The organism is Acidovorax sp. BL-A-41-H1 (assembly GCF_051942715.1).
In genome coordinates, this window is the sequence record NZ_JBPVJQ010000005.1 from 282,806 (window position 1) to 305,369 (window position 22,564).

Annotated in this window: 17 protein-coding genes; 11 read left to right on the forward strand and 6 right to left on the reverse strand. The window is 65.4% G+C overall.

Annotated elements, in window-relative coordinates; translation table 11 throughout:
- The first annotated feature begins 83 nt into the window (after positions 1-83).
- The 9 genes from ACTPOI_RS12415 (at position 84) to ACTPOI_RS12455 (ending at position 10,810) form a co-directional block, all read left to right on the forward strand.
- The gene (locus ACTPOI_RS12415; protein ID WP_440109216.1) at positions 84-953 is read left to right on the forward strand and encodes an HDOD domain-containing protein; all 870 of its coding nucleotides are present in this window, start codon (positions 84-86) and stop codon (positions 951-953) included.
- Between the two features lie 130 nt (positions 954-1,083).
- Positions 1,084-2,862, forward strand: coding sequence for a methyl-accepting chemotaxis protein (locus tag ACTPOI_RS12420; RefSeq protein WP_440109218.1), 1,779 nt, complete (start codon positions 1,084-1,086; stop codon positions 2,860-2,862).
- A 668-nt stretch (positions 2,863-3,530) separates the two neighbouring features.
- Complete coding sequence (locus ACTPOI_RS12425; protein WP_440109220.1) at positions 3,531-5,018, forward strand: methyl-accepting chemotaxis protein; 1,488 nt, start codon at positions 3,531-3,533, stop codon at positions 5,016-5,018.
- 247 nt (positions 5,019-5,265) lie between these two features.
- Positions 5,266-5,847 (forward strand): RBBP9/YdeN family alpha/beta hydrolase, encoded by a 582-nt coding sequence (locus tag ACTPOI_RS12430; RefSeq protein ID WP_440109222.1) that lies wholly within the window; start codon positions 5,266-5,268, stop codon positions 5,845-5,847.
- Positions 5,848-6,061: 214 nt separating this feature from the next.
- Positions 6,062-7,060 (forward strand): sulfate ABC transporter substrate-binding protein, encoded by a 999-nt coding sequence (locus ACTPOI_RS12435; protein ID WP_440109224.1) that lies wholly within the window; start codon positions 6,062-6,064, stop codon positions 7,058-7,060.
- A 164-nt stretch (positions 7,061-7,224) separates the two neighbouring features.
- Positions 7,225-8,079: a sulfate ABC transporter permease subunit CysT gene (gene cysT / locus ACTPOI_RS12440; RefSeq protein WP_440109226.1), complete on the forward strand. Its 855-nt coding sequence runs from the start codon at positions 7,225-7,227 to the stop codon at positions 8,077-8,079.
- Positions 8,076-8,984, forward strand: a complete 909-nt coding sequence (cysW, locus tag ACTPOI_RS12445; RefSeq protein WP_440109228.1) for a sulfate ABC transporter permease subunit CysW — start codon at positions 8,076-8,078, stop codon at positions 8,982-8,984. Before cysT ends, cysW begins: the two co-directional genes overlap by 4 nt.
- Before the next feature lie 15 nt (positions 8,985-8,999).
- Positions 9,000-10,124, forward strand: a complete 1,125-nt coding sequence (locus tag ACTPOI_RS12450) for a sulfate/molybdate ABC transporter ATP-binding protein (protein WP_440109230.1) — start codon at positions 9,000-9,002, stop codon at positions 10,122-10,124.
- 149 nt (positions 10,125-10,273) lie between these two features.
- A complete protein-coding gene (locus ACTPOI_RS12455; protein WP_440109483.1) occupies positions 10,274-10,810 on the forward strand; it encodes a disulfide bond formation protein B in 537 nt (178 codons plus the stop codon).
- A 76-nt stretch (positions 10,811-10,886) separates the two neighbouring features.
- Here ACTPOI_RS12455 and ACTPOI_RS12460 read toward each other — a convergent pair whose 3' ends face one another.
- The 5 genes from ACTPOI_RS12460 to ACTPOI_RS12480 all read right to left on the reverse strand — a co-directional run bounded on the left by ACTPOI_RS12460 (position 10,887) and on the right by ACTPOI_RS12480 (position 15,792).
- A complete protein-coding gene (locus ACTPOI_RS12460) occupies positions 10,887-11,690 on the reverse strand; it encodes a hypothetical protein (RefSeq protein ID WP_440109232.1) in 804 nt (267 codons plus the stop codon).
- An 18-nt stretch (positions 11,691-11,708) separates the two neighbouring features.
- On the reverse strand, positions 11,709-12,674 hold the full coding sequence (locus ACTPOI_RS12465; protein ID WP_440109234.1) for a hypothetical protein: 966 nt from the start codon (positions 12,672-12,674) through the stop codon (positions 11,709-11,711).
- A 190-nt stretch (positions 12,675-12,864) separates the two neighbouring features.
- Positions 12,865-13,557, reverse strand: a complete 693-nt coding sequence (locus ACTPOI_RS12470) for a glutathione S-transferase (protein WP_440109236.1) — start codon at positions 13,555-13,557, stop codon at positions 12,865-12,867.
- The gene (gene trhO / locus ACTPOI_RS12475) at positions 13,554-14,552 is read right to left on the reverse strand and encodes an oxygen-dependent tRNA uridine(34) hydroxylase TrhO (protein ID WP_440109238.1); all 999 of its coding nucleotides are present in this window, start codon (positions 14,550-14,552) and stop codon (positions 13,554-13,556) included. The genes ACTPOI_RS12470 and trhO overlap by 4 nt, the downstream gene beginning before the upstream one ends.
- Before the next feature lie 364 nt (positions 14,553-14,916).
- Positions 14,917-15,792: a LysR family transcriptional regulator gene (locus ACTPOI_RS12480; protein ID WP_440109240.1), complete on the reverse strand. Its 876-nt coding sequence runs from the start codon at positions 15,790-15,792 to the stop codon at positions 14,917-14,919.
- Positions 15,793-15,897: 105 nt separating this feature from the next.
- Here ACTPOI_RS12480 and bla point away from each other — a divergent pair, with 105 nt between their 5' ends.
- A complete protein-coding gene (gene bla, locus ACTPOI_RS12485; protein ID WP_440109242.1) occupies positions 15,898-16,800 on the forward strand; it encodes a class A beta-lactamase in 903 nt (300 codons plus the stop codon).
- A gap of 137 nt (positions 16,801-16,937) precedes the next feature.
- Here bla and argA read toward each other — a convergent pair whose 3' ends face one another.
- On the reverse strand, positions 16,938-18,284 hold the full coding sequence (gene argA / locus ACTPOI_RS12490; protein ID WP_440109244.1) for an amino-acid N-acetyltransferase: 1,347 nt from the start codon (positions 18,282-18,284) through the stop codon (positions 16,938-16,940).
- Positions 18,285-18,426: 142 nt separating this feature from the next.
- Here argA and hrpA point away from each other — a divergent pair, with 142 nt between their 5' ends.
- Positions 18,427-22,542 carry an ATP-dependent RNA helicase HrpA gene (hrpA, locus tag ACTPOI_RS12495; RefSeq protein WP_440109246.1) on the forward strand — a complete coding sequence of 1,372 codons (4,116 nt, stop codon included), beginning with the start codon at positions 18,427-18,429 and terminating at the stop codon, positions 22,540-22,542.
- Positions 22,543-22,564 lie beyond the last annotated feature (22 nt).

Consider the following 22,564-nt stretch of genomic DNA (forward strand, 5'->3'; position numbering starts at 1 on the left):
TTCGCCGCCGGGCCCTTGCACAGGGGGCCGTGCCCGTTGCAGGCCCATCCATTGATCTGCATCGCACGCATGAATTCACTGCCGTGAGCACTCCACACCCTGTCGATCTGGACCTGAAACAGGCGCGCGCGCACCCCGCCGTGCGCGCCATCGTCATCCCGCCGTGCCCCGAATCGCTGGTGCGCCTGCAGCAGATCATGGCCGGGCCCGAGGTGGACCAGCAGGCCCTGGGCCTGCTGGCGGCTTCTGACGTGGCCATGGCTGCGGCGCTGATGCGGGCGGCCAACAGCCCCCTGCACGGCCTGGCCCAGCCGGTGCAGACGGTGGGCATGGCCCTGACGGTGCTCGGGCTGCGACCGTCGGTGGAACTGCTGTCGGCGTTCATCACGCGCCATGCGCTCAACGTGCGCTCGCCGCTGCTGGAACATTTCTGGGAAAGCTCCCAACGCCGCGCCATCGCGTGCGAGCACATTGGCCGGCAGCTCTACAGCCTGGACCCGGGGCTGGGCTACAGCTTCGGGCTGTTTTGCCATGTGGGCATTCCGGTGCTGGTCAAGGCCGTGCGCGGGTATGCGTCTACCGTGACCGAAGCGCTGGCCCGCAAGGACCGCACCTTCACCCAGACCGAAAACGCCAACCACAAGACCGACCACGCCGTGGTCGGCGCCATCGTGGCGCGCACCTGGCACTTGCCGGCCGCCGTGGCGCAGGCCGTGTGGCTGCACCACGACTTTGGCTGCCTGTCTGCCGAGCGCTTTGACCCCACGGTGCGCCACCTGGTGGCCATGGGTGCGCTGGCCGACTACCTGGTCACGCACCACGAAAACCTGCCCGCCACGCGCGAATGGCAACTGCACGGCCAGGCCTGCATGGACCACCTGCACGTCACGCAGGATGAGCTGGACCACTGGATCGACACGCTGTACCCGGCGTTTGAGGCTGTGGGTTTCTAGCCAGCAGGGTCGCTTTTTTTCTGCGCGCAAGTTGCAGCGTTGCGCAAGGGGGGAAAACAGTGCCACGCGCTGCTTCGGTTTGGAGCATGCTGTGGTTAGCCGTTGGCTACCACAACCAGGAAAGCCCCCTATGAACCAGTTGAAAATCTCGACGCGTCTGACCCTGGCATTCACCATTCTGGTCCTCCTTCTTGTCGTGCTGGGCAGTGTGGGGCTGATCAGGTCGGCCAGCCAGCGCACGGAATTGCGCGACGTGGTGGAGGTGCGCATCCCCATCACCAAGGCCCTCGGCGTGTTGGCCAACGGGGTCAACGTGCAGGCCATCCAGTTTCGCAACCTCGCGATCTTCAGCAGCGAGACGGTGGTGAAGAGTGCGTTCGACCAGGTGGCCGCAAACCGTGCCCTGATCACCGAAACGTACAAAGAGCTCGATGCGCTGATTGAAAGCCCCAAGGGTGAAGAGATCTTGAAGCGCATGAACCAGCAACGCGCAGAGTTCGTGAAGCTGGGCGACGAGTACATGGCACTCATCCGCCAGGGCAACAAGGAGGCTGCCGTACAGCTGCTGGAAGAAAAACTGCGGCCAACGCAACTGGCCTACCAGGCAACCATCGAAGAACAGGTTCAGTTTCAAGGCACCGTCACCGCTGCGGCCGGGCAGCGTGCCGATGCCAGCGCCAGTGCGCTGCAGCGTGATGTGCTGATTGCAGGTGTGGTCGCCATTGCCCTCGCCATCGTTCTGGCGGTGAGCATCATCCGGTCCATCACCCGCCCGCTGGAATCCGCCGTGAAGGTGGCCGACAGCATTGCTGCAGGAGACCTGGGCACGCAGATCGCGGTGCATTCGCGGGACGAGACAGGCCAGCTGCTGGGCGCCCTGCAGCGCATGCAGCAAAGCCTGGCCAACACCGTCAGCACCGTCCGCCAGAACGCCGAAGGCGTGGCCTCGGCCAGCGCGCAAATCGCCTCGGGCAACAACGACCTGTCGGCCCGCACCGAGCAGCAAGCCAGCGCCCTGGAAGAAACGGCAGCCTCCATGGAAGAGCTGGGCTCCACCGTACGGCAAAACGCCGACAACGCCCGCACCGCCAACCAGCTGGCCATGACCGCATCCACCGTAGCCACCCAGGGCGGCCAGGTGGTGGCCGAGGTGGTCGAGACCATGAAAGGCATCAACGCCAGCAGCAACAAGATCGCCGACATCATCAGCGTCATTGACGGCATTGCGTTCCAGACCAACATCCTGGCGCTCAACGCCGCCGTGGAAGCCGCCCGTGCGGGCGAACAGGGCAGGGGCTTTGCAGTGGTGGCCGGAGAAGTACGCAGCCTGGCCGGGCGCAGCGCCGAAGCGGCCAAGGAAATCAAGAGCCTGATCGTTGCCAGCGTGGAACGCGTGGAGCAAGGCAGCCAGCTGGTGGACAAGGCCGGGGCCACCATGACCGAAGTGGTCAGCGCCATCCGGCGGGTGACCGACATCATGGGCGAGATCAGCGCCGCCAGCAGCGAGCAAAGCGCGGGTGTGGGGCAGGTCGGCGAAGCCGTCACGCAGATGGACCAGGCCACACAGCAAAACGCGGCGCTGGTGGAAGAAATGGCCGCAGCAGCCAGCGCCCTGAACGCACAGGCAGGCGAGCTGGTGAACGCGGTGGCGGTGTTCAGGCTGGGGGAGGGGAGTCCAAGCCGGGTTGCTCCGGCGCCTGCCCCCCGCGCGCCTGCGTACGCGCCCAGGCCAGCAGCTGCGCGCACTGGCGGCGCCACCAGCGCACTGCGCAAGCCTTCCGCCGCCGCACGGCCAGGGCTGTCGGCCCCCAAGGCCGCACCGGCGCAACCGCCAGCACCGGGCGCAAGCCGCCCGGCACCTGCCAGCGCACCCACCAGCGATAACAAGGACGACTGGGAAAGTTTTTGAAGGTCAGATGAACGCCTTCTGACCCGGGGCTGGCCCACGGGCCCCCCGGCTCATATGTTCCGCGCGTTCAGCGCGAGGGCCGCGCCCGTGCGGCGCCGCATGGCAGATTGCGCCCTTGGCAGGGTGACCCTCCGGGCCACCCTGTCTCCATCAGTTCACAGCCACGCGTGCCCGCGTGGCGCTGGCCTGCGGGTGCTGGCCTCGGATCAAGGCGGCCACCGAGATCTGGCTCAGGGAGCACGGCGCCGTGGATCCCCTGTGAAGCATGTGCTTTGACATGGGGCAGAGACCCCCCGGGCGGGTGTCTGGTCCGCACCTTCGCGGTGCATTCCGGCTGACGGGGTAAAGGGTAAACCCTAGTTTTGTGCAGTGGTAATTCAAGCCGGCGATACTTGCAGGTTACAAATTGTTTGGGTTGCGGGTTTCGGACACGAAATGCCTCAAATCGGTGCGTTTTCTTCGCCGCTTTGAATCCAGGCCACTTTTTAGCCCGTATATGTGCAATAGCTTGATGCAGGTCATGGTCCGGGAATGGTCATGATTGCAGCCAAGTTACATAATGAAACAACGCCACATTCCCCGACCCCCTGCCACGCAGGTGTCACCCCGCCAGAGCCTCACCTCTGCCGTTTCGAGGCATCTGCAGGCTTTTCCGCCAGGAGTTTTCCATGATTGATGCGCGTACCACGGCCCAGCAGGGCACTTCCGGTGCTCATGTTTCCCACACCGTCCTGGGCGACCGGGTCATCCTCGCAGCCATCGTCGTCAGTGCCATCACTGCCGTAGTGCTGGGCGCGCGCTTTGTTGAATCTGCTGTGGCGTGGGTGGCGGCCGGCCTGCTGCTGGCCATGGCGGTGCTGGCGTTTGTCACCATGCAGGGCACGTTTGCATCACGCATGGTGCTGGCGTTCGTGCAGACCTCTATGGTGGCGCTGCACATCCAGCTGGCGCAGGGCATGACCGAATTCCACTTTGGCGTGTTTGTCACGCTGGCCATCCTGCTGGTGTACCTGGACTGGCGCCCGATCGTCTTTGCTGCCGTGCTGTTTGCCGTGCACCATGTGCTGTTCGACAGACTGCAGGCCGCCGGCTGGGGGCTTTACTGCCTGACCGAGCCCGACTTTGGCCGCGTGGTGATCCACGCGGTGTACGTGGTGATCCAGACGGCGCTGGAAGTGATGATGGCCGTGAGCCTGGGCCGCACCGCCGCCCAGGGGCAGGAGCTTCGCCAGCTGGTGAGCGTGGTGGACCGCCCCGATGGCATTGCGCTGGATGCCGCCGTGGCCCTGCCCGTGACCACGCGCCCCGCGCAGGCCCTGCAGGCCACCATGCGCCGCATGGAAAGCGCTGTGGCATCGGTGCGCGAATCGGCGCACCATGTTGAATCGGCCTGCGCCGAGATTGCATCGGGCAACGGAAATTTGTCTTCGCGCACCGAGCAGCAGGCCAGTGCGCTGCAGCAGGCATCGTCGTCGATGGAAGAACTGGGCGCTACCGTGCGCCTGAATGCCGACAACGCACGCGCGGCCAACCAGCTGGCCGTGAGCGCATCGGGTGTGGCCACCGAAGGCGGCAGCGTGGTGGCCGAGGTGGTGCAGACCATGAAGGGCATCAACGACAGCAGCGCCAAGATCGCCGACATCATCGGCGTGATCGACGGCATCGCCTTCCAGACCAACATCCTGGCGCTCAATGCTGCGGTGGAAGCCGCGCGCGCGGGCGAGCAAGGCCGCGGCTTTGCCGTGGTGGCCAGCGAGGTGCGAAGCCTGGCAGGCCGCAGCGCCGAGGCTGCCAAGCAGATCAAGACCCTGATCACCGACAGCGTGGAGCGCGCCGAACAGGGCAGCAAGCTGGCCGACAAGGCGGGCGCCACCATGAACGAAGTGGTCAGCGCCATCCGCCGCGTGACGGACATCATGGGCGAGATCAGCGCCGCCAGTGGCGAGCAGAGCGCTGGTGTCAGCCAGGTTGGCCAGGCCGTCTCGCACATGGACCAGTCCACCCAGCAGAACGCAGCGCTGGTCGAGGAAATGGCCGCGGCTGCAGAGCGGCTGCACTCGCAGGCCAGCGACCTGGTGGGCGCGGTGGCGGTTTTCCGCCTCACGTCAGATGTCGGTCACAGCCCTGTGCAGACCACGCGGCTGCTGCGCGGCTGAACTTGAACGGTTGGCGCTGCGGGCTGCAACCCGCACTGCACTCCCGGCCCGAGCGTTCACGCCGGGCATGGTCCGGATTCATCAGATGTTTTCGGGATGAAGTAACAACGAGATATTCGTTTGGGTTTTGAAGCCGGCCTCGCAGAATGGGTCATCCCATCCATCGAGAGGGGCTTTTGCCACCGCGTGGCAGCAATACCCGGCCGGACCGGCGCCCAAGCGCCCGCCCACGCATTGCCGGGGGCGCATGCGACTGGCAGGCCCGTGCGTATCCGTGCCGTCATCCACATCCATCATCATCGTGCCAGGCTGGCGCGGCTCCGGGCCAGGCCACTGGCAGGCTCTGTGGGCCGAGCGCCTGCCGCACGCCCGCTGCGTCGAGCAGGACAACTGGGTGGCACCCACCCGCGCGGCGTGGGTTAGCCAGCTGGAGCAGACCGTGCTGGCAGCACCGCAGCCGGTGGTTATCGTCGCCCACAGCCTGGGCTGCATCGCCACCACGCACATGGGGCCCGAGGCGGCAGGGCGCGTATGCGGCGCGCTGCTGGTGGCACCGGCCGACCCCGAGCGCCGCGCCGTGCTGAACGACTTCGCCCCCGTGCCCTACGCAGCGCTACCCTACCGCAGCATCCTGGTGGCCAGCAGCAACGACCCCTACTGCCCGGTGCGGCTGGCGGGCGCCTATGCCCGGGCCTGGGGCAGCGAATTCGTACGCATCCAGAACGCAGGCCACATCAACGTGGATTCGGGCCATGGCGAATGGCCGCTGGGCTGGGCGCTGCTGCAGTCGCTGCAGGGGGAGTTCGAGGCGGCGCGCGCCACGGCTTGATGCAGGCATTTCGCTATTAAAATAATAGCTATCTGGGCAATCAAGGAAAGCGCTAGAGGGCAATTTCATCGTGAAAATGCCCAGATGGTGCCATAGCGGGCTCCGGTGGCTCTTTATGCCAAATATCGATTAATTAACAAGAATATATTCTTTTGAGTTTTAACGGTGGCTGTTCACAATCCACGCATCTGAAGCTCCAATCTGCGTGCCCTCCATGACCACTACCTCCAAACTCAAGACTCTTCTGGCCGCGATTGCCCTGGCCTCCAGCGGCCTGGCAGTGGCACAGAACTCGTTGCTCAACGTGTCGTACGACGTGGCCCGCGAGTTCTACAAGGACTACAACGCTGCCTTTGCCGCGCACTACAAGAAGACGACTGGCCAGGACGTGAAGATCGACCAGTCGCACGCTGGCTCCAGCGCCCAGGCCCGCGCCGTGAACGACGGTCTGGCGGCCGATGTGGTGACGATGAACACCACCACCGACGTGCAGTTCCTCGCTGACAACGGCGTGGTGGCCAAGGACTGGACCAAGAAGTTTCCGCACGATGCGTCGCCCACCACCTCGACCATGCTGTTCCTGGTGCGCAACGGCAACCCCAAGGGCATCAAGGACTGGGAAGACCTCATCAAGCCCGGTATCCAGGTGATCGTGGTGAACCCCAAGACGGGCGGCAACGGCCGCTATGCCTATCTGGCCGCCTGGGGCGCCATCCGCGAAAAGGGTGGTACCGAGGCGCAAGCCGCCGACTTTGTGAGCAAGCTCTACAAGAACGTGCCCGTGCTGGCCAAGGGCGGCCGCGATGCCACCGCCACCTTCCTGCAGCGCAACCAGGGCGACGTGCTCATCACGTTCGAGTCGGAAGTGGTCTCCATCGACCGCGAGTTCGGCGCCGGCAAGGTGGATTCGGTCTATCCGTCGGTCAGCATCATTGCGGAGAACCCCGTAGCCGTGGTCGAACGTACCGTAGCCAAGAAGGGCACGGCCCAGCTGGCCAAGGCTTATCTGGACTACCTGTACTCCGATGAGGCGCAGGAAATCGCGGCCAAGCATGCCATCCGTCCGCGTTCTGAGGCCGTACTCAAGAAGTATGCCGACACGTTCAAGCCGCTCAAGCAGTTCACGGTGGCCAAGTACTTTGGCTCGCTGACCGAAGCGCAGAAGGTGCACTTCAACGACGGCGGCCAGTTCGACAAGATCTATTCCAAGTAATTCGGAACAACCCCCTGAGCCGCTGCGCGGCTTCCCCCTTCTCTCGAATTGCTGCGCAATTCGGGAAGGGGGACGGCCCCCGGTGCTGCGGGGCGGCCCTTGCACGGGGGCACTGGCATCGGACTGCGCCAGTCTTCGCCGTCGCTTGCCCTGGATAAAGCTTTATGAACAACAACAACAACGGCGGCCGCAGAGGCGCCAAGCGCGTTTTGCCCGGCTTCGGGCTCACGCTGGGCTACACGCTCTTTTATCTGAGCATCATCGTGCTGATCCCGCTGTCGGCACTGATCTTCAAGACCTTCACGCTGACCTGGGACCAGTTTTGGGAGGCAGTGACCGCGCCGCGGGTGATGGCGTCGTACCGGCTTACGTTTGGCGCGTCGTTCATTGCGGCGCTGGTCAACCTCTTCTTCGGGTTGCTGATTGCCTGGGTGCTGGTGCGCTACAAGTTTCCGGGCAAGAAGATCGTGGATGCGCTGGTGGATTTGCCGTTTGCGCTGCCTACTGCCGTGGCGGGCATCTCGCTCACGGCGCTGCTGGCCAGCAATGGCTGGATCGGCCAGATACTGGAGCCCATGGGCATCCAGCTGGCCTTCCAGCCCGGCGGCATCGTGATTGCGCTCATCTTCATCGGCCTGCCGTTTGTGGTGCGCACGGTGCAGCCCGTGCTGGAAGACGCCGAGAAAGAGCTCGAAGAAGCCGCCACCTGCCTGGGCGCCACGCGCCTGCAGACCTTCACCAAGGTGATCCTGCCCTCCATCACGCCTGCGCTGCTCACCGGCTTTGCCATGGCGTTTGCTCGCGCAGTGGGCGAGTACGGCTCGGTCATCTTCATCGCCGGCAACATGCCCATGGTTTCTGAGATCACGCCGCTCATCATCATCGGCAAGCTCGAGCAATACGACTTTGCCGGCGCCACGGCCGTGGCGGTGGTGATGCTGGTCATCTCGTTCGTGCTGCTGCTCATCATCAACGCGCTGCAGGCCTGGCAGCGCCGCAATGCAGGAGCACCAGCATGAGCGGCGCCAATACCAAAGTCGTGCGCCGTGCCCGCGCGGGCACCACCGAATCGCCGTGGGTGCGCTACACGCTGATCACGCTGGCGCTGGCCTTCATGCTGCTGTTTCTGGTGCTGCCGCTGGCTGCGGTGTTCACCGAGGCGCTGCGCAAGGGGCTCGATGCCTACATTGCCGGGCTGCGCGATCCGGATGCGTGGTCGGCCATCAAGCTCACGCTGCTGACGGCGGTGATTGCCGTGCCGCTGAACCTGGTGTTTGGCGTGGCGGCGGCGTGGTGCATTGCCAAGTACGAGTTCCGTGGCAAGGCATTCCTCACCACGCTGGTCGACCTGCCGTTCTCGGTGTCGCCAGTGGTGGCGGGCCTGGTCTATGTGCTGATGTTTGGCGCCAACGGCTGGTTCGGCCCCTGGCTCATGGCCAATGACATCAAGATCATCTTTGCCGTGCCAGGCATAGTGCTGGCCACGACATTCGTGACCTTCCCGTTCATTGCGCGTGAGCTCATCCCGCTGATGCAGGCGCAGGGCAACGACGAGGAACAGGCCGCCATTGTGCTGGGCGCCACCGGCTGGCAGACCTTCTGGTACGTCACGCTGCCCAACATCAAGTGGGGCCTGCTGTACGGCGTGATCCTGTGCAACGCGCGGGCCATGGGCGAGTTTGGCGCCGTGTCGGTGGTGTCCGGTCATATCCGCGGGCAGACCAACACCATTCCGCTGCATGTGGAAATTCTCTACAACGAATACCAGTCGGTCGCTGCCTTTGCTGCCGCATCGCTGCTGGCGCTGCTGGCCCTGGTCACGCTGGTGATCAAGACCATTGCCGAACACCGTAACGAGCAGGCCATGAAGGCCGCTGCCGAAATGCCCCCCGAGCGGCCCGCACCGGCACCCGCCGCCCGCTGAAGGAAGACACCCACCATGAGCATCGAAATCCGTAACGTCAGCAAGCAGTTTGGCGACTTCCAGGCCCTGCGCGATGTCAGCCTTGATATCGCCTCGGGCGAACTTATCGCGCTGCTCGGCCCTTCGGGCTGCGGCAAGACCACGCTGCTGCGCATCATTGCCGGGCTGGAGACGCCCGACGTGGGCACCATCCACTTCAGCGGCGAAGACACGACCGACGTGCATGTGCGCGAGCGCAACGTGGGCTTTGTGTTCCAGCACTACGCGCTGTTCCGCCACATGACCGTGTTCGAGAACGTGGCCTTCGGCCTGCGGGTCAAGCCGCGCAGTGAGCGCCCGAGCGAAACGCAGATCAAGCAAAAGGTGACCGACCTGCTCAAGCTCGTGCAGCTGGACTGGCTGGCCGAGCGCTACCCGTCGCAGCTGTCGGGCGGCCAGCGCCAGCGCATTGCACTGGCCCGCGCCCTGGCGGTGGAGCCCAAGGTGCTGCTGCTCGACGAACCCTTTGGCGCGCTGGATGCCAAGGTGCGCAAGGAACTGCGCCGCTGGCTGCGCCGCCTGCACGACGAGCTGCATGTCACCAGCATCTTCGTCACGCACGACCAGGAAGAAGCGCTGGAAGTGGCCGACCGCGTGGTGGTCATCAACCAGGGCAAGATCGAGCAAAGCGGCTCGCCCCAGCAGGTGTGGGACCACCCGGCCAGCCCGTTCGTGTACGGCTTTTTGGGGGATGTGAACCTGTTCCATGGCCGGGCACACGAGGGCCTGGTGCACCTCGATGGCGTGCAGATCGATTCGCCCGAGCACGCTGCCACGCAGGACACCAAGGCCTTTGCCTATGTGCGCCCGCACGATCTGGATGTGCAGCACTATTCGCCCGGCGCAGGTGTGGATGCCGACGGCCGCCCGCGCGGCATCGTGGCCCAGCTCAGCCGTGCCATCGTGGTAGGGCCGATTGCGCGGCTGGAACTAATTCCCTCCGACGACCACCAACCAGCGGACAATGCGTCCCCGGAGAACCTGATCGAAGCGCAGATTCCTGCGCAGCAGTTCAGGGAGATGGGTTTCAAAGAGGGCGAAACGCTGGTGGTCACACCACGCAGGGCCCGCGTTTTTCTGGATCACGCTGCTGGGATTTGATTCCCCCCTGAGCCGCTTCGCGTCTTCCCCCTGAGGGGGACGACGGCCTTTGCTGCGGGACGGCCCTTGCTGGCCGTCCGCGCGATGGCGCTGCGACGGTTGCATAGGCAACGCCTTGAGCGGTTACTTTTGGATGAGGGACAGGAATGATGGTGTTGAACTGGATTGATCATGCCCCGCGCCGTGTGCTGGCACTGATCAGCGCGGCCTGCGTGGCCATGCTGGTTTTTGGCATGTACCTGCAGCACGTGGTGGGCCTGGAGCCTTGCCCGATGTGCATCGTGCAACGCTATGCTCTCATTGGTGTAGCAGTCTTTGCAGCACTGGCAAGCGCCAGAGGGCAAAAAGGCTGGTGGATGGGCTTTGGCACACTTGCGCTGCTGTCGTCCGGCTTCGGCGCTTTTGTGGCGGCCCGCCAGAGCTGGCTGCAGTGGTACCCGCCCGAGGTAGCCACCTGCGGCCGAGACTTCTACGGAATGATCGAAAACTACCCCATCAGCCGCGCCATCCCGATGATCTTCCGCGGATCTGGCGACTGCGCAGCGATTGACTGGACATTCCTGGGCGGCTCCATTGCCAACTGGTCGTTCATCTGCTTTGTGGGCTTTGGCCTGGTGTTGCTGGCAGTGCTCGCGCGCGGGATGAGGGCAGGCGGCAAGGGCGGGGCAGCGTACTCGGCGGCATAAGTCTGTCGGCCCTGCAGGCACGAAAAAGGCGCCTCGGGAGGGCGCCTTTTTCTTGGGCGTAAACGGAGAGCCGGGACTATGTCTTGAGGCCGCGAATGGCCTCGTTGATGTCTCGCAGGTTGGTCTCGATCTTGGAGCCCAGCAGGTAGATGGCCAGCAGCATGAAAGTGGCAAAGGCCACACCCGCTGCGATGGCGCTGGCCATGGCGTTGGCACGCGCCTGGGCGATGCGCAGGGCTTCCTCGGCCCGTTCCCTTTCGACGCGGTCACGCTCGGCCTGCTCGAACGCGGCCTTCTCATCCTCGATGCTGTCCCACGCCTTGATGTGGAAGTTCAGCACGGGGTAGAACACGCTCTTGATCTTGCCTTCCTTGCGCATCGCGATGATGGTCGGGTCGGCCAGTGCGGCACAGGTGAACTCGGTCGTTGCCTTCACCCACCGTTCGCCGCGGCGTGGGTCACCGGCCAATTTTTCTACCTGCGCGCGCAGTTCTTCCACACGCTGCGCGGCGGCGGCGTTGTCTTCCTGGTCGATCTGGGCCCCTACCTTGATACCGAACTCGATGGAGCACCGGTACAGCCGGGTGACTTCTTCAAGGTACCTCAAGGAAGGGGCCATCGGCTTTGGGGCGCTGGCCGGGGACTGCGCCTCGCCGGTCTTGTCGTCCTTGAGCAGCATCTTGCGCAGGTCGTCCATGCTGACCTGCCTGTCGGGCGCCTTCTGGGCCGGAGCCGGTTCATTGGGCATCTTGGCACTTTGATAGGCGACATTGATGCCCAGGATGATGACCGTCAGTAGCGCGAGCGCCATGCACGCCAGCACTGTTACCTTGACGATCTTCAGGAATAGTTCTTCGGTCCGCTTGGTCTCTATCGCCATTGTTCCCCCTGCTTGTCGTTATAGATCCATGGCCGAGCGGACCTTGATCGGAGCCTTCTTGGCCTCCGCTTCGGCTTTCTGTCGGGCTGCCTTGTCGGCAGCTGCCTTTTCTGCCACGGCCTTTTCGACTGCGGCTTTCTCAGCGGCGGCTCTTTCGGCAGCAACTCTTTCGGCCGCCGCCCTGTCTGCAGCGGCCTTATCTGCCGCAGCCTTGTCAGCTGCCGCCCGCTCTGCGGCCGCCTTCTCTGCCTCCAGCTGCAGGTTTTTGCGCCGCAGGGCCTCCACTTCGGCGGCCTGGGCCTGGGCCCGGGCAGCGGCTGCTGCGGCCTCGTCCGCCTGCCGTTTGGCTGCCAGGGCACGCTCGGCTTCAACGGCCTTGTCGGCTGCCTCCCGCGCGGCCAGTTCCTTGTCGCGGTTCAGCTTCTCGGTGGTGCGTGCCGCCGAATCCGCCGCAGGGGCTGGTTTTGCGGCTACCGCAGGTCGGGGCACCGATGGCGCCGCCGCGGGTGTTGGTTGTGTGGAGGCTGTCGGGGGCGTGGGCCGAACCGCAGGGGCAGCCCTGTCATTGCGCTCCCTCGCTTCTTTGGCAGCGAGTACAGCGCTCGTCAGCCTGACCTGACAATCCCGCAGTTGGGTCTTTCCGTCCGGTGACTCCAGCGGGCCGGCCAATGTCATCTGCGAGCCGCTCTGTGTGCCCTTCAGTCGGTACCGCCACGCCCGCCTCGGGTCGTCTTTCCAGTGACCGCCGCCTTCCAGCGTGGCGCGTCCGGATCGCTCGATCGCGCCATTGAACGACTCGATCACCTCGGTCGTGTCACGCCGGCCGGTGATGGCGCCAAAGGACACGTTGACCTTGAGCTGGCTCACGAAGCCCTTGGGAGAGCGGCCACCTGCGGTCCGCATTTCGCCGCACGACAGGGTGCCCTGCCATGTGCCTTCGGTGTCATTGATCTGGCCGTGTGCAGCCCCAGTGCCCAGGATCACGAGGACAAGGGCTGTGTTACGCAGCACCCCGGGGCCGACGGACCCAAACGGCCCCATCTGGGAATTTGATAGAAATATCCAGCGCATGTAACCAAGTATGTCACGGCTGGTGCAGTTGGTCATCGGGTTCAGAGCGCTGCACGGAAAGGTGCACCATCGGTGCCAGCCTGCTGGCTTTCATGCGACGCTGTCAGGACGGATGGGGAAACACTACCCCTGGAGTGCCTTCTGCCCAGGCGGGCAGCTTGTCCATCACGCTGGCGAGCAGGGCCCCGTTTTGCCACTGTGCCAACCAGGCCTGAACCCTTGGCCACGGCTGGGCCTGCCACCATTCCGCATCAATCGCCGCAAACTGCCGCACGAACGGCGCAATGGCCATGTCGGCCAGTGCGGCATGGTCCCCAAAAAGAAAGGGCAGGCTTTGCAGGCGATCTTCCAGCCCTTGGAGCCACAGCATGGCCTCGGCGCGAGAGACGGCGGGGTCTGCATCCGGGTAGCGGCTCGGGTACTTGCACCGGTCCAGTGCCTGCTTGAATGAACCATCGCAGGTGGCAATCAGCGCGAGCATCTCGACAACCGTCCCGTGGCTGGGCGCCAGCCATGCCTGCGGGTCGTGCCGGGCCAGCGCCCAGCGCATGATGTCCAGGCTTTGGTCCAGCACCTGGCCATCGGTCAGCACCAGCACCGGCACAGTGCCTTTGGGGGATGCCTGCAGCAGCGCAGCCGGCTTGTTGCGCAACACCACCTCACGCAATTCGCACGCCTGGCCACTCACGGCCAGAGCCAGGCGCGCGCGCATGGCATACGGGCAGCGGCGAAAGGAATAGAGGACGGGCAGGGCGCCTGCGCCAGGCATCCCACCCGTGCTGCTGATGGCGTTCATGGCCCGTTGTCTCCGTTTCGTTCGTCATCAGTGCGGTGCTGGCGCGTGGGGACGCCTTGCTGGCGGGCGCCGATGTGCTCCGCGCCGCGCAGCGCGGCCAGCTGCATCTGGCGCTCGCGTTCGGCCAGCGCGCGCTCCTGCTCGGGTGTCCGGGTGCCGTGGCAATAGGGGCAGCTCACGCCCGCCACATAGTGGGGCGATTGCAGCTCGGCATCGCCCAGCGGCATGCGGCACGAACGGCACAGCTGGTGGTGGCCGGGGGCCAGGCCGTGGCCCACCGACACGCGCTCGTCGAACACGAAGCAGTCGCCATTCCACAGGCTGTCTTCCTCGGGCACCGTTTCCAGGTATTTGAGGATGCCGCCCTCCAGGTGATAGACCTCGTTAAAACCCTGCGACCGGAGCAGTGCGGTGGATTTCTCGCAGCGGATGCCGCCGGTGCAGAACATCGCCACGCGCGGCTTGCCAGCCAGCAGACCGCCGGGCTGGCTCTCACGCGCCACCCACGCCGGGAATTCGGCAAACGTGCGCGTGTGCGGGTTCACTGCGCGCTCGAAGGTGCCTATGCCCACCTCGTAGTCATTGCGGGTGTCGACCACCACCACATCGGGGTCGGCAATCAGGGCGTTCCAGTCTTCGGGCTTGACGTAGGTGCCAGCGTTGCGCGCGGGGTTCAGGCCCGGCACGCCCAGGGTGACGATCTCGCGCTTGAGGCGCACCCGCATCCGGTAGAACGGCATGCGCGCGGCATAGGCCTCCTTGTGCTGCAGACGGGCAAACCGCGCATCGCGGTGCAGCCATGCCAGCACGGCACGCACGCCTGGTTCCTCACCCGCAATGGTGCCGTTGATGCCCTCGGGGGCCAGCAGCAGCATGCCGCGCACCCCCTGGGCGTCGCACAGGTCCTGCAGCGGCGCGCGCAGCTCCGCGCAGTCGGGCAGGTCCACAAACTGGTAGAGCGCAACGGTGAGAAAGCGGGGCGGGACGGGGTTCACAGGCAGGGCTTTGCAAGCGCAGAAGCGACGGATGATACCGGCCGGTACTGGAGCAGATAGGGGCACAACCGCGGTGCTGAAGAGGCGATGTACGGTTCATTTTCAACAGGCCTTTTCCAGCGGCTGGCGCAGCGCAGCGGCATTGCGCGGCGCAGCTCTACGGAATGCCCGAGGCGGGGGTAGCACAGGTGCTGGCGGCATCACGGACGGACTCCCGCTCTTGTCGTGGTGCCCCCTGCGGGTAGGTGACTGCCATCTGGGCGAATTGGGGTGGAACGCCAGCCCCTGCAAAGCGCTGAATGTTCGCTATGTTATTTCTAGCATGTCAGGCAATTGAATCAAGCGCTACAGGCCTGTTCAATGCTCAACCAAGGCTTTTGGGGCTGTCTGCGCGCTCCAGCAGCCAGCCAGCAAACGCCGCCATGGCTGCGGTCTGCGGCCGAGACTGGAGCCGCGTCAGCCAGTAGCCACCGCGGTGCAGCAACTGCGCATAGGGCTGCACCAGCCGGCCCTGACGCAGCTCGCGGCTGAACATGGGCACGGGCAGCAACGCCACGCCGGCGCCCTGTGCTGCAGCCTCTGCCAGCGTGAGCGACGAGTCGAAAACAACGCCGCGCACCACAGGGCATGGCACGCCTGCAGCGCTGAACCATGCCGGCCATTCGTCGGCACGGTAACTGCGCAGCAGCGGCTGCCGGGCCAGGTCGGCCGCGCTGTGCAGCCCGCTGGCCATGGCCGGGGCGCACATCACTGACAAGGGCGCGTCGAGGATGCGGTCGGCGTGCGTGCCGTGCCAGGCGCCGTCGCCAAAGCGGATGGCCAGGTCCAGGCCTTCACCGGCCATGTCCACGCGGTTGTTGTTTGTGAACAGGCGCAGGTCCACAAATGGGCAGGCCTGCTGAAAGTCGCGCAGCCGCGGTAGCAGCCAGCCCACGGCAAAGGTGCCCACGGCGCCCACGGTCAGCACCTCGCGCGGACGGGTGTCGGCCAGCTTTTCCAGCGCGCTGGCCAGGCTGCCGAACGACTGCGCCACGGCGGGCAGCAGCGCGTTGCCTTCGTCAGTCAGGGCCAGGCCACGCGGCAGCCGCCGAAACAGCGGTTTGCCGACGCGGTCTTCAAGCTTGCGGATGTGCTGGCTAACTGCTGTCTGCGTCACATGCAGTTCCTCGGCCGCACGTGTCAGGTTCAGGTGGCGGGCAGCGGCCTCAAAGGCGCGCAGGGCGTTCAGGGGCAGGTGCATGGGAGCTGCAAGTTTTTATGGGGTCAGGCGGTATTTATTGTCGATGGTGCTCGGGCGGCAACGTGCGTATCTTTCGCGCTTCTGAATTGTCGACAGGATTTTTCAATGCAAAGACGCGAGTTTTACTTGGGGTTGGCCGGTGTGGCGGCCCTGCCGATGCTGCCCGCCTGCGTGGCGCACCGTGGCGAGGCGCCCGCGCGCGTCGAGCGCCGTTGGCGCGAAACGCTGGCAGGTGTCGAACAGGCGGCCCAGGGCCGGCTGGGCGCTGCCATGCTCGATACGGGTACAGGGCTGGCGTTGGGCTGGCGCCCGGACGAGCGCTTTGCCATGTGCAGCACCTTCAAGCTGGTGCTGGCGGGCTGGATGCTGGCGCTGGTGGACCAGTGCCGCGAGCAGCTGGATGCACGCGTGCACTACGCAGCCGCCGACGTGGTGGCGTACTCCCCCGTGAGCGGCCCCCGCGCGGGCAACGGTGGCGGGCTCACGGTGGCCGAGTTGTGCGCCGCCACCGTGAGCCTGAGCGACAACACCGCCGCCAATGTGCTGCTGGCGCGGCACGGCGGGCCGGCGGCGTTCACGGCGTTTGTGCGGTCGCTGGGCGATGCCGTCACACGGCTGGACCGCACCGAGCCCACGCTCAACGAAGCTGCCGTGGGCGACCCGCGCGACACCACGACCCCGCTGGCCATGCTGCAGACGATGCACAAACTGGTGCTGGGCGATGCCCTCAGCCCCGCGTCGCGCGCGTGGCTGCAGCGCTGGCTGGTGGAGACGAGCACCGGCGACAAGCGCCTGCGCGCTGGCGTGCCGGGCTGGAAGGTGGGCGACAAGACCGGCACCGCGGGTGACAGCGGCACGGCCAACGACATCGGCGTGCTGTGGCCACCCGGTGGCGGAGCGCCGGTGCTGGTGACGTGCTACCTCACGCGTTCATCGGCAACGCCAGAGCAGCGTGACGCCGCCATTGCGCAGGTGGCGCGGGCAGTGGCAGCGGCGCGTGTCGGGTAGTCTGCCTGCGGGTTCGGGGACCAGGGCTTGCCGTGGTCGGCATTTTTCCAAACCGTTCGGGCTGAGCGCGTCGAAGCGCTGCGCAACGCTTAGACCGGCTCAGCCCGAACGGTGGTGTGATTTGGGAGCCCGGTTCTTCAGAGCTTCTTGACCAGCACCTGGCTGCGCCGGTCCCAGTTGTACTTGCGCTTGCGGGCGTCGGGCAGCCAGTCCGGATCCACCGGCTGAAAGCCGCGCTTGATGAACCAGTGCATGGTGCGCGTGGTCAGCACAAAGATGCTGTCGAGGCCCTGCAGCCGCGCCCGCTGCTCAATGCGCTTGAGCAACTTTTCGCCGTCGCCCGTGCCCTGGCTTTGCGGCGATACCGTCACGGCCGCCATCTCGGCCGTGCGGGCCTCGGGGTAGGGGTAGAGGGCGGCGCAGCCAAAGATCACGCCGTCGTGCTCGATGATGGTGTAGGCCGAAATGTCGCGCTCGATCTCGGTGCGGTCGCGCTTGACCAGCGTGCCATCTTTCTCAAACGGTTCGATCAGCTGCAGGATGCCGCCCACGTCGTCGATGGTGGCCTCGCGCAGTTCTTCGAGCTTTTCGTCAATCACCATGGTGCCGATGCCGTCGTGTACGTACACCTCCAGCAGCAGCGACCCATCCACCGCAAACGGCAGGATGTGGCTGCGCTCCACGCCGGCCTTGCAGGCCTTCACGCAGTGCTGCAAATAGAAGCCGGTGTCGGTGGGCGTTTGCGCCGTGGGCAGCTGGGCCAGCAGGGCCTGGGCGGCGGCCAGCGGCAGTTCGGTGTCGATGGGGTTGTCTTCGCTCTCGGGCTCGCCGGGCTCCATGCGGATGCCGGGCACCTCGGTCAGAAAGATCAGCTTGTCGGCCCGCAGTTCAATGGCCACGCTGGTGGCCACTTCTTCCATGGCCAGGTTGAAGGCCTCGCCCGTGGGCGAAAAGCCAAACGGCGACAGCAGCACCAGCGCGCCCATGTCCAGAGTGCGCTGGATACCAGCCACGTCCACCTTCCGCACCAGGCCCGAGTGCTGGAAATCCACCCCATCCACAATGCCCACCGGCCGTGCCGTGAGGAAGTTGCCCGAGATCACGCGCACCGTGGCACCCGCCATGGGCGTGTTGGGCAGGCCCTGGCTGAAGGCGGCCTCGATCTCGTAGCGCAGCTGGCCGGCCGCTTCCTGTGCGCAGTCCAGCGCCACCGAATCGGTGATGCGGATGCCGTGCGAGTACTTGGCCGCGTGGCCCTTGGCGGCCAGTTGCTCGTTGACCTGCGGGCGAAACCCGTGCACCAGCACAATGCGCACGCCCATGGCCTGGATCAGCGCCAGGTCTTGCGCAATGTTGTGCAGCTTGCCCGCCGCAATGGCTTCGCCCGTGAGCCCGATCACAAACGTCTGGTTGCGGAACTTGTGGATGTACGGCGCCACCGAGCGGAACCAGGGCACAAAGGTGAAGTTGAATACGGCGGACATGGCGTCAGTGGGGCGGGTGGCGGTGCTCGGGGGCGCGCAGGCTGCGCAAAGCGCGAATCATAAGTGGACACAGCAAGCGCGTGCGGGCTGACAGCCCCTTGTTGCACCTTTGCGGCAGCGCACCGGGATAATGGCGCCCTTCATGACCGATTCCGCGCCTTCCCAGACCCCGCCCGCAACGCCTCCTGCAGCCCGCCCAGCGGCGCCCCCGCCCCTGGTGATCGAGTTTCCCGAATCCTTGCCCGTCTCCGGCAAGCGCGAGGAGATCATGGCGGCCATCGGCAAGCACCAGGTGGTCATCGTGTGCGGCGAAACGGGTTCGGGCAAGACCACGCAGCTGCCCAAGATTGCGCTGGCCATGGGCCGGGGCAAGTGCAATGCCAAGCCCGGAACCAAGGGCCAGCTTATCGGCCACACCCAGCCGCGCCGCATTGCCGCCAGCAGCGTGGCCAAGCGCATTGCCGAAGAGCTGAAAACCCCGCTGGGCGATGTGGTGGGCTTCAAGGTGCGGTTCCAGGACCGCCTCTCGCGCGATGCCTCCGTCAAGCTGATGACCGACGGCATTTTGCTGGCCGAAACGCAGACCGACCCGCTGCTCAAGAACTACGACACCATCATCATTGATGAGGCGCACGAGCGCAGCCTCAACATCGACTTTCTACTGGGCTACCTGCGCCAGATTTTGCCCCGGCGGCCCGACCTCAAGGTCATCGTCACATCGGCCACCATCGATGCAGACCGTTTTGCCAAACACTTTGAATCCGCCAAAGGCCCTGCACCGATCATCTACGTATCGGGCCGCACCTTCCCGGTGGAGCAGCGCTACCGCCCGTTTGAAGAGACGCGCGACTACGGCCTGAACGAAGCCATTGCCGATGGTGTGGACGAGCTGTGGCAGGGCAACGCGGCGGGCGACATCCTTGTCTTCTTGCCCGGCGAGCGCGAGATCCGCGAGGCGGCCGACCACCTGCGCAAGCACCTGTCACACCAGCCGGTGATGCGCAATGCCGAGGTGCTGCCGCTGTTTGCGCGGCTCAGTCAGCCCGAGCAGGACCGCATCTTTGACGGCCACACGGGCCGTCGCATCGTGCTGGCCACCAACGTGGCCGAGACTTCGCTCACCGTGCCGGGTATCCGGTATGTGATCGACGCAGGCACTGCGCGCGTCAAGCGCTACAGCTTCCGCAGCAAAGTCGAGCAGTTGCTCGTCGAGCCCATCAGCCAGGCCGCTGCCAACCAGCGCGCGGGCCGGTGTGGGCGCGTGGCCAACGGCATCTGCATACGCCTGTACGACGAGGCCGACTTCAACGGCCGCCCGCGCTTTACCGACCCCGAAATTTTGCGCAGCTCGCTGGCGGGCGTCATCCTGCGCATGAAGTCGCTGCACCTGGGCGATGTGGCGCAGTTCCCGTTCATCGAGGCGCCCTCGGGCCGCGCGATTGCCGACGGCTACCAGCTGCTGAGTGAGCTGGGCGCGGTGGACGACGCCAACGAACTCACCAGCATGGGCACAGAGCTGTCGCGCCTGCCGCTCGACCCCCGCGTGGGCCGCATGATCATCGAGGCGCGCGACCGCAAGGCGCTGGATGAGGTGCTCATCATTGCCAGCGCCCTGAGCGTGCAGGACGTGCGCGACCGCCCCATGGAGGCGCAGCAGCAGGCCGACCAGGCCCACGCCAAGTTCGACGACGACAAGAGCGAATTCAGCGGGTATCTGAAGCTGTGGAAGTGGATCAACGAGGCGCGAGGCGGAGCGCCCAGCCTGCCATCGGCCCGCGCCCAGCGCGCCATGGCGGCGCAGAAGGCACCTTCGCAGGCCTACCTGCCGGTGGCGCAGCGCAGCAGCGGCGCAAGCCCTGTGGTGGCATCGGTCGCGCCTGCCGCTGCACCGTCCCCCACGCACAAGCTCAGCAACCGACAGTACGAGCAACTGCTGCGCCAGAACTTCATCAGCATCCGCCGCCTGCGCGAGTGGCGCGACATCCACACCCAGCTGCTCACGGTGGTCACCGAGCACAAGTGGCAAATCAACACCCAGCCGGCCAGCTACGAGCAGCTGCACCTGTCCATGCTGGCCGGGCTGCTGGGCAACGTGGGCTACAAGAGCGATGAGGACGACTGGTACCTGGGCGCGCGCGGCATCAAGTTCTACAAGCACCCGGGCGCGCACCTGAGCAAGAAGCCCGGCCGCTGGATCATTGCGTCGGAACTGGTGGAAACCACGCGCCTGTTTGGCCGGGGCATTGCGGCCATCGAGCCGCAGTGGCTGGAGCAGATGGGCGGGCACCTGCTGAAGAAGCAACTGCTCGACCCGCACTGGGAGAAGAAGTCGGCCGAGGTGGTGGCGCTGGAGCGCGCCACGCTGTACGGCATCGTGGTTTACAACAACCGCCGCATCAACTTTGGCAAGGTAGACCCGCACGCAGCACGCGAGATCTTCATCCGCGAAGGCCTGGTGGGCGGCAACTGGGAGACCCGACTGCCCTTCCTGGCCGCCAACCAGAAGCTGATCGCCAAGGTGGAAGAGCTGGAACACAAGTCGCGCCGGCAGGATGTGCTGGTAGACGACGAGCTGATCTACGCCTTTTATGACCAGCAGCTGCCACCCGAGGTGTGCAGCGGCCACAGCTTTGAGTCTTGGTACCGCGAAGAGGTGAAGAAGCAGCCCGACCTGCTCAAGCTCACCCGCGAAGAGCTGATGCGCCACGAGGCTGCAGGCATTACCACCAACGCCTTCCCGCGCACGGTGCGGCTGGGTGGCGTGGACTGCGCCGCTGCGTACCTGCACGAGCCCGGCGATACGCGCGACGGCATCACCGTGACCATCCCGCTGTTTGTGCTCAACCAGGTGAGCGACGAGCGCTGCGAATGGCTGGTGCCCGGCATGCTCAAGGACAAGATCCAGGCGCTGCTCAAAAGCCTGCCCCAGCGCCCACGCAGCCGCTTTGTGCCGCTGCCCGAGTCGGCCACCCGCCTGGCCGCGCTGCTGGGCACGCCCGAGCGCTTTGGCTCGGGCAGCCTGACCGATGTGCTGTTGAAGCAGGTGCGCGATGAGACCTCGCTCGATGTGAAACGCGCCGACTTCAAGCTCGACATGTTGAGCCCCCACCTCTTCATGAACTTCCGCGTGGTGGATGAGCACGGCCGCCAGCTGGGCCACGGCCGCAACCTGGGCGCGCTCAAGGCCGAGTGGGGCGCCAAGGCGCGCGGGGCATTCCAGGCACTGGCGGGGCTCAAACTGGCTGGTACAGCCGCCGAAAACGCCAATTCAGAGCCAAAATTGCCTCAAGCGCACGGTTTAATTGCACCTGTTGCTATTAAATCAGGAGCAAATTCACCTGCCAGCTCCAAGGCGCCCCCTGCGCCACCCGCAGCACCTGCAGGCCAGCGCTACACCGCCTGGACATTCGGCGAGCTGCCCGAGCTGATGGAGATCAAAAAGGCCGGCCAGACGCTGATCGGCTTTCCGGCCCTCATCGACGGCGGCGACGCCGTGACCATCGAGGTGTTTGACGAGCCCGAGGTGGCAGCCGCCAAGCACCGTGCTGGCCTGCGCTGCCTGTTTGCGCTGCAGATCAAGGACGCGCTCAAGTACCTGGAAAAGAACATCCCCGACCTGCAAAAGATGGCCGTGGCCTACATGCAGGTGGGCCGCAATGCCGACGGCACCGGCGGCGGCACGCAGGAAGAGCTGCGCAACCAGATCATCGACGTGGCGCTGGACCGCGCCTTTTTGCTCGACCCGCTGCCCACCGACGAATACGCCTTCAAGCGCCGCATGGAAGAGGGCCGGGGCCGGCTCACGCTGATCGCCAACGAAGTGGCGCGCCTGGCGAGCACCATCCTGGTCGAATACGCGGCAGCCGCGCGCAAGATCAAGGACACCAAAAACGCCCCCGAGGCCACGCAGGATGCCCAGCAGCAGCTGGCGCGCCTCATGCCCAAGAACTTCATCGCCGTGGCCCCGTGGGCCCAGCTGGCCCACTACGCCCGCTACCTCAAGGCCATCACCCTGCGCCTGGACAAATACCGCGCCGACCCCGCCCGCGACGCCGCCAGACTGGCCGAACTGCGCCCGCAGGAGCAGCGCTACTGGCGCCTGGTGGCCGAGCGCAAGGGCCAGGTAGACGCACGCATGCAAGAGCTGCGCTGGCTGCTGGAAGAACTGCGCGTGAGCTTCTTCGCGCAAGAGCTGCGCACGCCCCAGCCGGTGAGCGTGAAGCGGCTGGACAAGCTGTGGGCGCAGGTCAACAGCTGATGAGCCGCTGATCAAAGCTGAC

Excerpts from the sequence above, each read along its gene's own strand:
- ACTPOI_RS12420 (WP_440109218.1), top strand. The coding sequence starts at position 1,084 with ATGAACCAGTTGAAAATCTCGACGCGTCTGACCCTGGCATTCACCATT.
- ACTPOI_RS12425 (WP_440109220.1), top strand. The coding sequence starts at position 3,531 with ATGATTGATGCGCGTACCACGGCCCAGCAGGGCACTTCCGGTGCTCAT.
- ACTPOI_RS12430 (WP_440109222.1), top strand. The coding sequence starts at position 5,266 with ATGCGACTGGCAGGCCCGTGCGTATCCGTGCCGTCATCCACATCCATC.
- ACTPOI_RS12435 (WP_440109224.1), top strand. The coding sequence starts at position 6,062 with ATGACCACTACCTCCAAACTCAAGACTCTTCTGGCCGCGATTGCCCTG.
- cysT (WP_440109226.1), top strand. The coding sequence starts at position 7,225 with ATGAACAACAACAACAACGGCGGCCGCAGAGGCGCCAAGCGCGTTTTG.
- cysW (WP_440109228.1), top strand. The coding sequence starts at position 8,076 with ATGAGCGGCGCCAATACCAAAGTCGTGCGCCGTGCCCGCGCGGGCACC.
- ACTPOI_RS12450 (WP_440109230.1), top strand. The coding sequence starts at position 9,000 with ATGAGCATCGAAATCCGTAACGTCAGCAAGCAGTTTGGCGACTTCCAG.
- ACTPOI_RS12455 (WP_440109483.1), top strand. The coding sequence starts at position 10,274 with ATGGTGTTGAACTGGATTGATCATGCCCCGCGCCGTGTGCTGGCACTG.
- ACTPOI_RS12460 (WP_440109232.1), bottom strand. The coding sequence starts at position 11,690 with ATGGCGATAGAGACCAAGCGGACCGAAGAACTATTCCTGAAGATCGTC.
- ACTPOI_RS12470 (WP_440109236.1), bottom strand. The coding sequence starts at position 13,557 with ATGAACGCCATCAGCAGCACGGGTGGGATGCCTGGCGCAGGCGCCCTG.
- ACTPOI_RS12480 (WP_440109240.1), bottom strand. The coding sequence starts at position 15,792 with ATGCACCTGCCCCTGAACGCCCTGCGCGCCTTTGAGGCCGCTGCCCGC.
- bla (WP_440109242.1), top strand. The coding sequence starts at position 15,898 with ATGCAAAGACGCGAGTTTTACTTGGGGTTGGCCGGTGTGGCGGCCCTG.
- argA (WP_440109244.1), bottom strand. The coding sequence starts at position 18,284 with ATGTCCGCCGTATTCAACTTCACCTTTGTGCCCTGGTTCCGCTCGGTG.
- hrpA (WP_440109246.1), top strand. The coding sequence starts at position 18,427 with ATGACCGATTCCGCGCCTTCCCAGACCCCGCCCGCAACGCCTCCTGCA.